The sequence below is a fragment of the Pseudomonas sp. Sample_9 genome (assembly GCF_004307535.1).
Lineage (GTDB): Bacteria > Pseudomonadota > Gammaproteobacteria > Pseudomonadales > Pseudomonadaceae > Aquipseudomonas > Aquipseudomonas mercuritolerans.
The window spans coordinates 21,064-36,359 of the sequence record NZ_RAZO01000320.1 but is presented as its reverse complement, the minus strand read 5'-3'; the positions used below and the strand labels follow the sequence as shown (position 1 = coordinate 36,359).

At 62.7% G+C, this 15,296-nt stretch carries 9 protein-coding genes; 1 reads left to right on the top strand and 8 read right to left on the bottom strand.

Annotated elements, in window-relative coordinates; all coding sequences use genetic code 11:
- Window positions 1-548: 548 nt before the first annotated feature.
- The 5 genes from D6877_RS17885 to pvdM all read right to left on the bottom strand — a co-directional run bounded on the left by D6877_RS17885 (window position 549) and on the right by pvdM (window position 8,478).
- Window positions 549-3,032 (bottom strand): TonB-dependent receptor, encoded by a 2,484-nt coding sequence (locus tag D6877_RS17885; RefSeq protein WP_178083706.1) that lies wholly within the window; start codon window positions 3,030-3,032, stop codon window positions 549-551.
- Window positions 3,033-3,147: 115 nt separating this feature from the next.
- Window positions 3,148-4,797 carry a cyclic peptide export ABC transporter gene (locus D6877_RS17880; protein WP_130911625.1) on the bottom strand — a complete coding sequence of 550 codons (1,650 nt, stop codon included), beginning with the start codon at window positions 4,795-4,797 and terminating at the stop codon, window positions 3,148-3,150.
- A gap of 109 nt (window positions 4,798-4,906) precedes the next feature.
- A complete protein-coding gene (locus tag D6877_RS17875; RefSeq protein WP_130911624.1) occupies window positions 4,907-5,794 on the bottom strand; it encodes a formylglycine-generating enzyme family protein in 888 nt (295 codons plus the stop codon).
- A 36-nt stretch (window positions 5,795-5,830) separates the two neighbouring features.
- Window positions 5,831-7,117, bottom strand: a complete 1,287-nt coding sequence (locus tag D6877_RS17870; protein WP_130911623.1) for an aminotransferase class V-fold PLP-dependent enzyme — start codon at window positions 7,115-7,117, stop codon at window positions 5,831-5,833.
- Window positions 7,114-8,478, bottom strand: a complete 1,365-nt coding sequence (gene pvdM, locus D6877_RS17865) for a pyoverdine-tailoring dipeptidase-like protein PvdM (protein WP_130911622.1) — start codon at window positions 8,476-8,478, stop codon at window positions 7,114-7,116. The genes D6877_RS17870 and pvdM overlap by 4 nt, the downstream gene beginning before the upstream one ends.
- Window positions 8,479-8,685: 207 nt before the next feature.
- Here pvdM and D6877_RS17860 point away from each other — a divergent pair, with 207 nt between their 5' ends.
- Window positions 8,686-10,311, top strand: a complete 1,626-nt coding sequence (locus D6877_RS17860) for a PvdJ/PvdD/PvdP-like protein (protein WP_130911621.1) — start codon at window positions 8,686-8,688, stop codon at window positions 10,309-10,311.
- Between the two features lie 231 nt (window positions 10,312-10,542).
- On the opposite strand, the gene D6877_RS17855 is transcribed toward D6877_RS17860, so the two are convergent.
- The 3 genes from D6877_RS17855 to D6877_RS17845 are packed head-to-tail and all read right to left on the bottom strand — an operon-like array spanning window position 10,543 to window position 15,079.
- Complete coding sequence (locus D6877_RS17855) at window positions 10,543-11,937, bottom strand: efflux transporter outer membrane subunit (RefSeq protein WP_130911620.1); 1,395 nt, start codon at window positions 11,935-11,937, stop codon at window positions 10,543-10,545.
- Between the two features lie 7 nt (window positions 11,938-11,944).
- Window positions 11,945-13,915 (bottom strand): MacB family efflux pump subunit, encoded by a 1,971-nt coding sequence (locus D6877_RS17850; RefSeq protein ID WP_130911619.1) that lies wholly within the window; start codon window positions 13,913-13,915, stop codon window positions 11,945-11,947.
- A complete protein-coding gene (locus D6877_RS17845) occupies window positions 13,916-15,079 on the bottom strand; it encodes an efflux RND transporter periplasmic adaptor subunit (protein ID WP_130911618.1) in 1,164 nt (387 codons plus the stop codon).
- Window positions 15,080-15,296 lie beyond the last annotated feature (217 nt).

The window sequence follows — 15,296 nt, the reverse complement described above, 5'->3', positions numbered from 1 at the left end:
GAGCTTGCGCTCATTGTTGAGTGGGGCGGCTTCGCCGCGGGCAGCTGCGCTGCTTGGCTTTTTGCTTTTGCTTTTGTGGGAGCGAGCCTGCTCGCGATGGCGATCTGCGAGGCAACCAATTCCTATCGAATTCACGCGATCCAACTGTAGGAGCCGCCGAAGGCTGCGATCTTTTGATCTGGCTTTGGCTTTTGATCCGGCTCTTGATCTTTTGCCCCTTCGGCAGGCTTCGTTACGGGATCGATCCGGGCGTGGGAGCGCAGCGACCGTACGACGCAGTCGTACACAGCGATTGGAGGTGCAGCGAAGCAAACCGTAGACGCTGCGCCAGGATCGGTTCCGTAACGAAGGTACCCCGAGCCCAAGCGAGCGGGCCGTACGCCGGGGCAAAGCCTTTTGGTTCCTTTTTGGCGTTTGAAAAAGGGACTCGCTGTAAGAGCGAAACCGCCAGCGGCAACACCCGCAGCAATGGATATGCCTCAATCCCAAAAAACAAAAAAGCCCCACATCTCACAATGCGGGGCTCTCTCACAGCTCAAATCAAAAAATCAGAAATCAGCCTTCACCGACATCACAAAATTGCGCGGATCCCCATAGAAGTTACCGAACCCCTCGGTACCAATGGTCGCGTAATAACGCTTGTCGAACAGGTTGTTGCCGTTCAACGCCACCGACCAGGTGTCATCAATCCGATAACCGATGCGACCGTTCCAGACCGCATAACCCGCGCCATTGACATTGTCCCCGCCCAGAGGCGAAACGCGGTAGGTGCCTGTCTGTGCATTGACACCCGCACCAATGGTCACACGGTCCAGCGGCCCGCTCAGGGCGTAATCACCCCAGACGCGCAACAGGTGACGCGGCACGTAGGAGTTGTAGACCGCGCCATCCTGAGTGGCGTCGGCATCTTCCAGCACCTTGGTCTGGGTGTAGGTATAACCGGCCAGCAATTGCAGGCGGTCGATTACTTCACCGCTGACTTCAGCTTCAAAGCCTTGGGCGCGGACCTTGCCGGAGTTGATCTGGCAGGAGCTGTCTTCGCACCGCAGGTCATCCTGGGCCGCGTCTTTCTGGATGGTGCGGAACAGGTTGAACGTGGTGTTCAAGCGACCGTCGTACCACTCACCCTTGATGCCCAATTCGTAGCTCTGGCCAATCAAGGGCTTGAGCGTGCTGCCATCGATGGTTTTGTACGAGCCTTGCGGGGTGAAGATATCGGTGTAGCTGGCGTAGGCGGTCAGGTTGTCGTTGAGGTCGTAGAGCAGGCCGGCGAACGGCGTGACCTGGCCGGTTTCGGTGGACTGGGTGTTGACCTCGGTGCCTTCGCCACGGAAGTACTGCACCGAATCGGTGTCGGATTTGTACCAGCTGACCCGGCTGCCGAGTACCAGGGTCATCGGGTCGGCGAGTTTCAGACGGGCGATCGAGTAAGCGCCGTATTGCTTGATGTGCATGTCCACCGGGCCGCCACGGGAGGCGTTGGCCAGGTAGTAGCTTTCATCCGGCTGCGGGATGTTGTGGTTCGGGTTGAACACGTTCTGACGCTGCGGCAATGCTGCCACCGCGTAGAAGTCGTCCTTGTGCGAACGGCTGGCGTTGGCGCCGACGATCAGTTCGTGCTGCTGGCCGAAGGCGTCGAATTTGCCGTCGACGTAGGCATCGAAACCGTAGTCGCGCTGATCGTAGTCATAGGTACTGCCGAGCATCAGCGTGTTGGTGGCAGTGGCGCCGACCGGCACCGCGCCGCTCGGGAAGGAATATTCCATGTCCTGGGTGTTGCGCGAGTAGACACCGGCAACTTTCAGCGACCAATCGTCGTTGAACTGGTGCTTGACGTCGGCGAAGTAGGTGGCGCGTTTGCTGCGCTGGTTGTTCCACGAGGTGTTCAGGCAGGTGGAGCGTTTCAGGTGCAGGTCGGAGCCGTCGGCGTAGCGCGGCAGGCCGCCCCAGCACGGGGTGGCGTCGACGTCTTCATAGGCCATGCCCAGACCGAGGGTGGTGTCGGGGCTGAGGTCGAAGTCCAGGGCGCCGTAGTAGATCTGGTCGCGGCGTTCAGCGACATCGTAGAAATACTGACGGGTCTGCTGCGTCACCACGGCGCGGCCACGCACGGTGCCGGCGTCGTTCAGCGGGCCGCCGGTGTCGACCTGGCCGCGATAGTTGTCCCAGGTCCCGGCCGACAGCGACAGCTGTGTGTGCGGGGTGTCCTGGCCGCGCTTGCGCACGAAGTTGACGCCGCCGGCGGTGCCGCCCGCGCCCTTCATCATGCCCGCCGCGCCGCGGAGGATTTCCACGCGGTCGTAAATGGCCATGTCACTGTTGAAGCTGTCCGCCTGCACGTAGCTGCTGCCGATGTCCAGCGGTACGCCGTCGTACTGGTACTGGCCGGTCATGCGGAAACCGCGCGAGTAGAAATACTTGCCGCCCATTGGCGAGTCGTAAACGGTGATGCCCGGGGTCTTCTCCATCACCTGTTCGATGGTGTTGAGGTTCTGGTCATCGAGCATCTTGCGGGTCATCACCGTGACCGACTGCGGCGTTTCCTTGAGCGAGTGCACGCCCTTGCCGATGGTCACACCGCCGGTGGTGTACGAGTTGCTGCCTTCGGTGGTGGCGCCGAGGCGGTTGGCGTTGACGTTGGTAGGCGCCAGTTCCATCGCGCTGCCGCTGGTGGCCGGGCCGAGCACGGTGACGGTGTTGCCGTCACGCTGATAGCGAATGCCGGTGCCGCTGAGCATGGCCTTGAGCGACTCGTCATCCTGATAGCGGCCGTTGAGGGCGCTGGAGCGCAGGCCTTGCAGGCTTTCCGGGCTGTAGATGATTTGCAGGCTGGTCTGCTGACCGAGGGTCTGCAGGGCCTGGGCCAGCGGTTGGGCCGGGATGTTCAGGGTCCATTCCTGGGCCTGGACATACGGCGCTGCTGCAAGGGTCAGTGCCAGACCCAGGCCGCTACCGGCCAGGCGTGTGCGGGTCGCGCCGTGCATCAGCAGGGCTCGAGTCAGAGGGCGAAGCATGAAACGGGATGCGGACATGAGGTTAAGACCTTGGCAGGTATAGTTGTTAATGGTTCTTATTCATCTCATTAAGACGAGGAAGCCGCGGCAAACCGGAAAAGTTTTTTCTCCGGCCCGGTCGCGGCTGCCTCGATCAAGCGGTTTGCAGTTCGCTTCTGACCCTGCCGGCCTCCATGCGCACCAGTTGATCGGCGACGTCGAAGTAACGGTCGTCGTGGGAAATCACGATGATGGTTTTGCCCAGGCGCTTGAGGTCGGGCAGCAGCTCGGTATAGAAGATTCGCCGGAAGGTCGGGTCCTGATCCGCCGCCCATTCATCGAACACCAGCACCGGGCGCTCTTCGAGCCAGGCGTTGACCAGTGCCAGGCGCTTGCGTTGGCCGGTGGACAGGTCGGTGGTGCTGAACGCGCCGTCGCGCACGCTGACCTTGTGCGCGATCTCCAGACGTTCGAGGTAGCGGGTGGCATCCTGCGGCACTTCACGATCGCCCTGGATCAGGTCATCGAACAGATAGTAGTCGGCGAAGATCGTCGTGAAGTTCTGCCGGTAATCATCGCGGTTGGCCGCAGTGATCGGCTTGTCGTTAACGCGAATTTCGCCCTCGGTCGGCGCGTACAGGCCCAGGAGCAATTTGATCAGCGTGGTTTTGCCGCAGCCGTTCTCACCGACGATGAACACGATGTCGCCCTGTTCGATACGCAGGTTCACCGGCCCGAGGCGGAACGGTTCGCTGCCTTCCACGGGAGGGAAGGCGTAGCGCACGTTGCGCAGTTCCAGGCTGTTGACGGCGGCCGGCTTGCTGCCCTGATCCTGCAGCAACAGGTGCGGTTCCGGTGAAGAGAACTGTTCACTCAGCTCGGCGATGCGGCGGAAGGCAATCTGTGCGCGGCTGATGATCGGCAGGGTGCTGATCAGGTGTTCCAGCGGCCCCTTCATGTACAGCAGCACCAGAACGAAACCGCTCATCACCGCTTTATCGGCACTCGGCCACAGCGATTGCAGGGCCAGGGCCATGCCGATGACCACGAAGAACAGCATTGAGCCAAACGACTTGGCGATGACGAAGGTGTTGATCGATTTGATCTGGGTGTCGCAGATTTTCTCGGCGGTTTTCTGAATGCCGGCGACGAACATGCGCTGGCGGCGCGGCCGGTGAATGCGCAGTTCCTTGGCGCCTTCGGCGATCGCGTTGTAATGCTTTTGCAGTTCGTCTTCGGAGTCGCGGGCGGCGTAGAAACCGCGCATGCCCTTGGCCCGCGCAATCGCCTGGATGGTGGTGCCGATGGCGATGGCCACCAGCATCATCAGGAACATCGGCCACGACAGCATGGCCAGATAGCCGAGACAACCAAGGGTCACGGTCATGGAAATCGCCAGCGGCGCGAAGGCGAAGGCGAAGTCGCTGATGGTGTCGACGTCGTGGGTCAGCACCGGAATCAGGCGATGGCTGCGATAGCGTTCGATCTGGTCGATCGGCGCCGACAGGACTTTCTCCCCCAGCTCTTTGCGCAGTTTGGCGATGATGTGCTGGCCGACGTAGTTGGTGCCGATGTCCGACAGAATCGTGGTCAGCAGGGCCAGAGCACAGAGGCCGGCGAAGATCATCACTACGGTGCGGGTCAGGCCGTCATCGGAATGCAGGGCGTTGTTGATGGTCGCCAGCAGCACGGTGACGCTCAGGCCGCCGAGCATGCCGAGCACGATGGACGCCGAGACGATCAGGCGGAAGGGCTTGAGCAGGGCGAACAATTCGTTGATCGCCCCACGCGTAGGCTTGGTCATGGAGGATTCCTGCTTCGATGCGGAGGGAGTGCCGGTACTTAAGGAAAACGAATGGTCGCGGAGTTTCTTTAACCGAGCGCAGGCGTGGCTGCGCTCGTCGAGGGCAGTGTCAGAAGTCGCGTACTACGCGAAAGCCCAGCCAGTCGCCCTTGCTGGTCGGCCAGCTGCTGTTGCGGTTGCCCGAGCGCGAGAAGATCGGCGCTTCGCCCCAATCGTTGCCGCGCATGACCTGGCGTTCGCAGTTTTCCTGGGTCCATGGGCGACCGTCGGCGGGCACGCCGGAGTAGTCCGGGTGATAGCAATCGGCGGTCCATTCGTAGACGTTGCCGTGAGCGTCGAACACACCAAACGCGTTGGCCGGGAAGGTGCCGGCGGGCGAGGTGAAGTTGTAGCCGTCGGCCGCGCCGTAGGTGTTGGCGTGCTTGGAAATCTGGTAATCCTTGCCCTCATCGAACGGGAAGGGGAAAGGCCCGGCGCTGCCGCCACGGGCGGCGTATTCGCGGATCGATTCGCTTTGCAGGCGATAGGCGTGGCCGGTCTTTTTCGACAGCCAGTCGATGTAGCCCTGGGCTTCGGCGACGTTCATGCACACTGCCGGATCGCGGGGCGTCTGTTTGAATTCCGGCTTGCCGGCGGTGCAACGACGGCCCGGGCGATCATCGAAGTCGTAGGGCTTGTTGCCGGTCTCGCGCACGTAGGCGTCCCATTCGCCCACCAGCACCTGCGAGCGGCTGATAGCGAATGGTTTGCTGAACGTCACCGTGTGCAGCGGGCCTTCGTCGGGCTGCCGGCCGACTTCATCGTCCGGCGTGCCCATGGTGTAGCTGCCAGTCGGCAGCACGACCATTTCCGGGCAGTCCTTGCAATCCTTGAACACCTTGCCCGCAGCGGGTGCGGTCGCCGCCAGCGCGCTGCCGGGCAACAGCGCAGTGCAGAGGGCGCTTAGCGCCAGTGCGGGCAGGGCTTTGGAGAGGATTGACGCGTGAGGCTTTTTCATGGGTCGTCTCTTTGAAAGGAAAACGGCAATCGAGGATCAGGCGCGCAGCTTTTTGCCGAGGATGTCCATGAAGCGATCCACTTCGGCTTCGCTGTTGAGCAAGCCCGGCGCGGTGCGAATTACTGGCCCGACGTCGCGGCTGACCGCGTCGCAGATCACCCGGTTTTGCATCAGCCAGGCCGCCACTTCATCGCTGTCCTGGCCCTTGATCCGGAAGAAGGTGAATCCGGCGGAGAACTGCGAGTCGAGCGGGGTCACCAACTCGATGTTGCGGTGCTCCTGCAAGCGTTGCTTGAGGTAACTGTTGAGCTGATGAATGCGCGTCTGCACCTCGGCCTTGCCCAGTTGCAGGTGCAACTTGAAGGCTTCGTCCAGCGCCCAGCGATGCTCGAAAGCGTGGTAGCCGCCCGGGGTCATGATGGTCGAGAAGGCAGTGGCCTCGGAGAAGGTCGGCACGCTGGGGCTGACGTATTTCAGTTCTTCGGTGCGGCTGCAGACGATGCCGGTGCCGCGCGGGCCGAACATCCACTTGTGCGTGCCTGCGATGAAAAAATCGCAGTTCATCTGCGGGAAACTCAGGTCGTCGACGCCGAAACCGTGCACGCCATCGACCACGTAGATCAGCCGATCCTGGTCGTCGCGCTGACGGTTGTGCTCATCGACCAGCCGCGAGATTTCGCTGATCGGCAGCTTCACACCGCTGCCCGAATGCACCCAGGTCATGCCCAGCACGCGGGTCTCGGGGCGGATGCTGCGATTGATCGTGTCGAGCACCTGATCCAGAGAAATGCTCTGCGGGTTTTCGAACAGGGTGAGTTTGCGCACGCGCGTGCCGTCACGCCGGCTGCGGAAATCGAGGATGTTGCGCGTTGAATAATGCTCGTGAACCGTGGTGAGAATTTCCTGATCCGCACGCACCTGCACGCTGCCGTAGATCATCGCCAGGCCTTCGGTGGTGCTGCCAGTCAGCGCGATCTGCGCCGGTTTGGCTTGCAGATACTGGCCGGCCCAGTGGCGCACGTTTTCTTCGCGCTTCTCGGTGACGCCCAGATCCCAATCCATCGCCAGACCCGGATTCAGATCCAGCGCCGCGCGATGGCGTTCGATCGCTTCGCGCACCGGTTTGGGGTGCGAGGTGACGAGGAAATTGGCGAAGTGAATCGCCTGAGGATCCTGATCGAACATTTGACGCAACTGCGCCCATTTGTCTCGCGACGCAGTCGGCGCGGCAGCGATGGCCGCCGGTGCACTCAGGCTGGCGCCCAGGGGCAGGGCGGCGGCGAGCAGGCCGGCCTGCTTCAGGAAAGTGCGACGATCGGTCATGGTCGCGCCACCTCCTGGCGTGCCGCCAGCGCCGGTTTCGCGGCTTTTTGCACCTGATCCCAGACGCGCATGAAGTTGCCGCCCCAGAGCTTGGCAATGTCCGCTTCGGAGTAGCCGCGCTGCAGCAGTTCGGCGGTGACGTTGCGGATCTCGCCGACGTTTTCCCAGCCCTTGATGCCGCCGCCATCGTTGAAATCCGAAGCAATGCCGACGTGGTCGATACCGATCTTGCGCACTGTGTAATCGATGGCGTCGCCGAAGTCCTTGAGAGTGGCTTTCGGTTCTTCTTCGAGGATCGCGTAGAGGCCGCTGGCGTACTGGCCGAGCTTCTGTTCCGACCAGGCGGTGATGATCGGATCGCCCGGCATCAGTGCCATGGCGAGGTTGGGCAGTGGCGGCAGATCGAAGCGCGCACGCAGCGCATTGAGTTTGTCCTGCGTGCCCTGGGTCAACGGTTTCAGATACTGCGAGAAGGCGACGACCTGCACCACGCCGCCACTGTTCTTGATCAGTTGCAGCTCTTTGTCGCTGAGGTTGCGCGGAATATCCACTGCCGCCCTTGGCGCCGAGTGCGAGGCCACCAGCGGTGTGCGGCTCAGTTCGGCGACTTGCTCGAGTGCCTTGGTCGACATCTGCGAAACATCGATGATCACGCCCAGATCGTTCAAGCGCTGCACTGCTTGTTTGCCGATGTCCGACAGACCATCGAGGGCATCGGGCGAATCATTGAAAAACGGCAGCGGCCGCGACGAGTCGGCCCAGCTGTTGTTGCCGATGTAACTGAAGCCGAACATGCGCATGCCGCGCCCGGCCCACAGGTCGAGCTTGCTCAGATCATCGCCCAGCGGGTAGGCGTTGAGCATGCTGATGAAGATCGCAAACTTGCCCTCGCCGTGCAGGCGGCGGAAATCATCTGGCGTGTAGGCGATGCCGGCCTGATTGGGGAAGTCGCGGACGATCCCGGAAATGATCTTGTAGCGCACTTCCTGCTGGTTGCGCGCCTCTTCGACAAAGCCCTCGGTCGGACGGTGCGGGGCATTCGGGCCGTTCCACATTTCCGGCCAGCCAAACACCGTCAGCGCCGCGCCGGACAAGCGCCCGCGATTGGCCTTGACCAGGTCGAATTGGCCCGAGCCATCCTTGTCGGCTTCGTGGTCGTGGCTGCCGAAACTCAGCGGCACGGTGATGTGGCTGTCGAACGACAGCAGGCGATCCTGCAACTCGCTCGCCTGTTTCATCACCTTCACCGGGTAGCCGGGATTGTTCCAGTGATCCCAGGCCAGAAATCCTGCGCCGGCACTGATCGCCAGGGCCAGCGGCAGGCCGATGAATAGAGCCTTTTTCCAACGCGGTTTTGTCATTGCCATCTCATTCAGGTTCGCCGTCGAGGTACAGGCGCAGGGGCCTTTGCTATCTGGGAAGAACGAGTGGCCGGGTGGCTAATTTAGGCGGGCGTTACAAATGCCCGGCAGCGGCCCAGCGATGTTTTGCCGACGGCGTAAATTTCCCCGTCGAGCAAACGTTCTAGCTTGGATAAAGCCTGCTTCATGGCTGACACAGGTAGGGCAATGACGATCTCTCGACGCTGGTTCATGGCGGGCATGGCACTCACGGGCGCCGCGCTGCCTGCCGCTTTTTATGCACATCGTGAACTGACTCGCGAGGAGTTTCCGGTCACCCCGGGCGAGGCCACGGTCGATCTGGCGGACACCGCCGGGCAACAGCTGGCGGACAATTTGCGTGGGGTCTGGGACATTCGCTTTACCGGTGCGGCGGCGGGGCTTGATGGTCTGCCGGCGCAAGGCCTGGAGCTGTTTCTCGACATTGCCCATCGTGGGCGCGGCTTGCGTGGTTATCTCGACACCGGAGCGAATCTGCGTGCCGAAGGGCCTGTGCGTTATCAAGTGATTGGCGATCTGGCACCGGGCAACGGCGCCGAGATGTATTGGCGCCTGCTGCGCACCGATGCGCCGCTGGCGCCACCGGTGTATGAATTCAAAGTCAAACTGGATGAAGTCTGGGCTGCGTTCGGCAATGCCGGCAGCGCCACGTTCACCGGGCAAGTGCTGCGTCTGGACCGGCCGTTGGCGTTGCCCGAGCTGGACAATCAGTTCATCGCTATCAAGCGGCGTTTTCCCGAGGCCCGTGAACGCACCGGGCTTAATCCGCAACTGTTGGCCTGGCTGGTGGCGCCCGAGCATCGGTTGTTCCACCAACTCTGGCACGCCACCCGCGACAAGTGGCACAAGCTCTCGGAGAAAAAACGCGAAGCGCTGCGCGGCATCGGCTGGCAGCCCGGGCCACGTGACAAGGAACGCGACGCCCGTGGGCCGAGCAAGGATCGCAATGGCTCGGGCGTGGACTTTTTCTTTATGCATCGGCACATGCTCGGCATCGCCCGCTCGATGCAGGATCTACCTTCCTGGCCGGCGTTCCCGCAGCCGCAGCCTGAGCTGGAACGGGACCGCCAAGGCTTCGCGCGTTATTTCGACAACCACGACGGCAACTCACTGCCGCCGACCTGGCTGGCCGAGGGCGATGACGAGTACACCAAATGGGTCAGCGACATCAAAGCGGTGGAGACTTTTCAGAGCAATTTTCTGGTTTGGGAATCGCAGTACCGTGATCCGCGTTATTTGTCGAAATTGACCCTTGGCCAGTTCGGTTCGGAAGTCGAACTGGGCCTGCACGACTGGCTGCACATGCGCTGGGCTTCGGTGGCGCGTGATCCGTCCAACGACATTCCGGTGCCGATGGCGCGCGATCAGGCGGACTTCGCTGCGCGCTGGTATGCGCCGGAAAACGACTTTCTCGGTGATCCGTTTTCCTCCCATGTGAACCCGGTGTTCTGGCGCTTTCATGGCTGGATCGATGATCGCCTGGAAGATTGGTTCCGCGCCCATGAACGTTTTCATCCGGGCGAAGTGAGCCGTCTGGAAGTCAACGGCGTGCCATGGTTTGCACCGGGACGCTGGGTGGAAGTCGCCGACCCCTGGCTCGGCCCCGACACCCACGGCTGCAGCACCGTGCCCGGCCTGCAAGCTGGGCGATCCGTGGAGTTGGACCCGGAGACCATGAAGCTGGCGCTGCGTATCACTTTTGGCGACGAAGACAACATGACCGAACTGTTCCGCAAAGTCCCGCAGCGACCGTGGTACGCGCGGCACCTGAAGGTCAAGGGCCGACAGCTCTAGAAGGGTTCAACACACACATATCCAGAATAGTTCGCAATCCCCTTGTGGGAGCGAGCCTGCTCGCGAATGCGGTGTGTCATTCAGGTGCATCAGTGCCTGACAGGACCCCTTCGCGAGCAGGCTCGCTCCCACAAATGAAATTCGGTCTGGACAGAAATTTTCGGCACAACCAAGGCTCCCTGTGGGAGCGAGCCTGCTCGCGAAGGCGTCAGTTCAGTCGACGCGTTGCCCTCAGATCACCTCCCAGCCACCCCCCAACGCTTTGTACAAGGCAATGCTCGCCTGCAATCGCGCCAGGCGCAGTTGCACGTTGAGGTCTTGCGCGGCATACAGCGTGCGCTGGGTTTGCAGGACGGTGAGCAGGTCTTCGGCGCCGGCCTGGTAGCGGCTTTGGGCGATGTCGAAGGCGGTTTGTGCCTGGTTCAGTTCTTCGCTTTGCCATTGCCGTTGTTCGTCGAGGCCACGAATGCTGCTGAGGGCTTTTTCGACGTCGGCGAAGCCGTTGATGATTGCCCCGCGATAGGTCTCCAGCAATTCGTCCTGCCGCGCCTTGGCCTTGTCGCGTTCGGCGCTGAGGCGGCCGTTGTTGAAGATCGGCGCGGTCAGCCCCGAGGAGAGGTTGTAGAACGTCGTGCGCAGCAAATCGGCGGCCAGATCAGCGCCGCTGCCGAGGCTGGCGGTCAGGGTGATTTTCGGCAGCATCGCGGCGCGGGCGACAGTGACATCAGCCTGGGCTGCGGCGAGCTTGGCCTCGGCGCTGGCGATGTCCGGGCGGCGGCTGAGCAATTCGCTCGGCACGCCGCTGGCGATGTCCGGCCAGTGCAATTGGGCGAAGGATTGCGTGGGCAACGGTAACGTTTGTACCGGTCGGCCGAGCAGGGCGGCGAGGCTGATCTGTGCTTCGCGGGCCTGCTGCTGCACCAGCGGCAGGCGGCGCTGTTGTTCGGCCACCAGGCTTTTCTGCTGGGCCAGTTCCAGCGCGGTGGCGCTGCCGGCGTCGAAACGGGTCTGCACCAGATGCAGCACATTTTGTGCATTGGCCAGATTGAGTGCGGCAATGCGCGCCTGCTCACGCAAGGCCAGGGCTTGGGTGTAACTGTTGGCGACGCCGCTGAGCAAGGTCAGCTCGACGGTGGCGCGGTCGAATTCGCTGGCCTGTACGCCGAACACGGCACTGTCGCGGGCGGCTCGCTTACCGCCCCAGAAATCGATTTCGTAGCTGGCGCTGAGCTCGGCATCGTAGTAGTCCAGCGAGCGATTCTCCGGGCTGACATCCAATTGGCTGTAGCCCTTGCCGTGGATCAGTTTCTGCCGGTTGGCATTCAGCCCGGCCTTGAGTTCGGGCAGCAGCGGGGCGCCGGCGATGGTTGCGCTGGCCTCGGCTTGTCTGACCCGCGCCACGGCGGCGGCGAGGTCGTAGCTGCCCAGCCGCGCCTGTTCCACCAGCCGCTCCAGTTCGGGGCTGCCGAATTGCGTCCACCATTGCCGATTGTTCTGCAGCGCGCCATGGCTGGCGGCGGACTGCCACGCGCTCGGTGGCTGTACGCCGCTGTCGAGGCGCGGCGCCGGGCTGCTGCAGGCCGCCAGTAGCAGGCTGGCGGCGAGGAAGGTCAGTCGCATTTTCATAGGTCGATCATTCACTGGTAAGGGCCGTGACCGGGTCGAGCCGGGCAGCTTTGCGGGCCGGCATGAAGCCGAAAATGACGCCGGTGACCAGCGCACAGGAAAACGCACCGATCACCGCCAGCGCTTGAAAGGCGATCGCCACGCCACTGAGCAACAACACGCCGCCGACCAGCAGCGCCAGGCCGATCCCGGCGATTCCGCCGACCACCGAGAGCATCAGCGCTTCGGTGAGAAACTGACGGAGGATGTCGCGCTGACGGGCGCCGGTGGCCATGCGAATACCGATCTCGCGGGTACGTTCGCGCACGGTCATCAACATGATGTTCATCACGCCAATGCCGCCGACCAGCAGGGAAATCGCCGCAATCGCCCCCAGCATCAGCGACAGCGTGCCTTGTGTGCGCGCCTCGGCCTGGATCATCGCGGCATTGTTGGTCAGCTCGAAATCCTTCTTGCCGTGGTGCCGACGCAACATCGCCTGTTCGATGGCCTGTTCGGCGTCCTTGACCTTGCGCGCGTCCTTGGCGGCAATCACCACGTATTGCGGATTGCGGCTGCCGAACAGGCGCGTGCTCGCCGCCGAATAAGGCACGGCGATGCGGTTGTCGCTATCGGAGTCGCCGGAGCTGGCGCCTTTTTCCGCAAGCACGCCGAGGATCTGGAACGGCACGTTCTCGATGAGGATGTATTGACCGATGGGGTCGGCGACATCCTTGAGCAATTTGTCGCGGACCTTGGTGCCGATCACCGCGACGGCGGCGGCGCTGTCCTCGTCGGCCTGGGTGAAGTAGCTGCCCTGAATCACCGGCCAGTTGAAAATCTGCGGAAAGTTGGTGTCATTGCCGCCGACGTAGCTGCTGTGGTCGGCGTTGCCAAAGCGCACCCCGGCGGTCGAGCCGTTGACCGGCATGATCCGTTCCACCTGGGGCAGGGTGGACAGTTCGGCAACATCGTCGAGGGTGATGATGCCCTCCGGCGTACGCGGGTTCGGCGCCGAACCGCTGAGGTAAATGATGTTGGAGCCGAACGCGCCCATTTGCGCCATGACCTGGCGCTTGCTGCCTTCGCCGACGGCGAGCATGACCACCACCGAGGCCACGCCAATGACGATGCCCAGCAACGTCAGCGCCGTGCGAAAGCGGTTGATCCACATCACCCGCCACGCCGCTTGTACAGCGTCGAGCAGTTCACCTTTCCAGGCGCCGGTCTGGCTGCTGCCGTTGCTCAGGCGCTGGCGCAGGTCGACCGCTTGCAACGCCCCGGGATTGGCCGCCGGCGGCGCGCACGCCTGCTCGGCGCTGTCGCTGATGATCAGGCCGTCGCGGATTTCGATGATGCGTTTGGCCCGTTGCGCCACTTCGCGGTCGTGGGTGATGAGGATCACCACATGACCCTGATCGGCGAGTTCGTCGAGCAGGGTCATGACCTCGGCGCCGCTGTGGCTGTCGAGGGCGCCAGTCGGCTCGTCGGCGAGGATGATGTGGCCGCCATTCATCAGTGCACGTGCTATCGACACCCGCTGTTGCTGGCCGCCGGAAAGCTGATGCGGGCGATTGCCGGTGCGAGTGCCGAGGCCGAGACGTTCCAGCAACGCGCGGGCTCGGGCATGCCGCTCGGCGGCCGGGGTGCCAGCGTAGATGGCCGGCATCTCGACATTTTCCTGCGCTGAGCCGGATGGAATCAGGTGGTAGCCCTGAAAGACAAAACCGAAGGCTTCCCGGCGCAGCCAGGCCAGTTCATCACTGTCCAGCTGCGCGACGTTTTCCCCGGCGAAGCGGTATTCGCCGCTGGTGGGACGGTCGAGGCAACCGAGAATGTTCATCAACGTCGATTTGCCTGAACCGGAGGCGCCGACGATGGCGACGAACTCGCCGGCGTGGATCGACAGATCGATCCCGCGCAGTACTTCCACCAGCGGGCTGTCATCACCGCCGTAGGCTTTGCGGATTTGTCGCAGGTCGATCAGAGGCGTGTGCATTCAGCCTCCATGACCGGCGGCCGGCGCGCTGAGAACATGCTCGCCCTCGGCCAGACCTTCGAGCACCTGGGTGCGCAGGCGATCGCTGATGCCGGTGCGTACTTCGCGCGCCTGAATATCACCGTTGGCAGCGACGATCTGCGCTCGCTGCCACTGCGGACGCGAGCCCGGTTGCAGGGCAGCAGTCGGCACGGTCAAAGTGTCTTGCGCCTGTTGCGCGACAAAGAACACCTGGGCGGTCATGTCGGTCATCAGGCTGTGGTCGGCGTTGTCGACGTCGAGCAGCACGGTGTACAGCACCACCCGTTCGCTGCCGCTGCGACCACTGGTGGGACTGCCGCCCTGGTTCTGTTCAAGCGGACGCGGCGGCACCGGCAGAATCTGCCGCACCGTGCTGCTCCAGCGCCGAGTGCCGCCGCTGAGGGTGGTGAAGTAGGCGGTCATGCCCGGTTTGACGTGGCCGATGTCGGCCTCTGAAACCTCGGCCCACACGGTCATCGGCGACAGCCGGGCGATGCGCAGGATCAGCGGGGTCTGTTGCTGCGCGTTGAGCGTCTGGCCTTCGCGCGCACCGACGGCGACCACGGTGCCGCTCATCGGCGCGTAGATGCGCGTGTAACCGAGTTCCGCCTCGTCACTGCGCAGGCTGGCCTGGGCCTGACGGATCTGCGCCTGGAACATGTCGATGCGCGCCTGGGTTGCGCGAACCTCGGCGCGCGCGGTCTGCACGTCTTCTTCGCGGGTGGCGCCACCGGCGGCGAGTTTCTGCTGGCGCTGGTATTTCTGCTGCGCCAGATCGTGCTGGGCGCGTTGCTCCTGCAACTGCGCCTTGAGGTTTTCGATGGAAAAGCGCCCGGCATCGAGCTTGGCTTTCTGTGTCGACGGGTCGATTTCCACCAGCAACTGGCCTTCCTTGACCGTATCGCCGGCTTCGACGTGAATCTTCTGAATCTGCCCCGAAGCCTGTGCGCCGACATCCACATAGCGGCGCGGCTGCAAGGTGCCGAGCGCCGTCACGCTGTTTTCGATATCGCCGCGGCTGACCTGCACAGTGGCAACGGCGTCGCGACCGGGTGGCAAGACTTGCCAGGCAGCGACGGCGATCACGGGAATCAGACAGAGGGCGGCGAACAGTGCGCGACGGGCGGGGCGGGGACGATTCATGCAGGGTTCCGGCCAGTGGTTGCGGCCCGTCGCAAGGCACGACAGACACAGGGGCTGTCCTGTAAACGAGGCATGGGCGACGGAATTTAGCCGCAGACACATCGAGTCACCGCAGCCGGGCCACGACTATTTGTCCGGGATATGGAATCAACTCTTTAAATCTATATGAGAATTACTATAAATTACGCACCTCAAGTTGCCACTATCTTGCTACTGC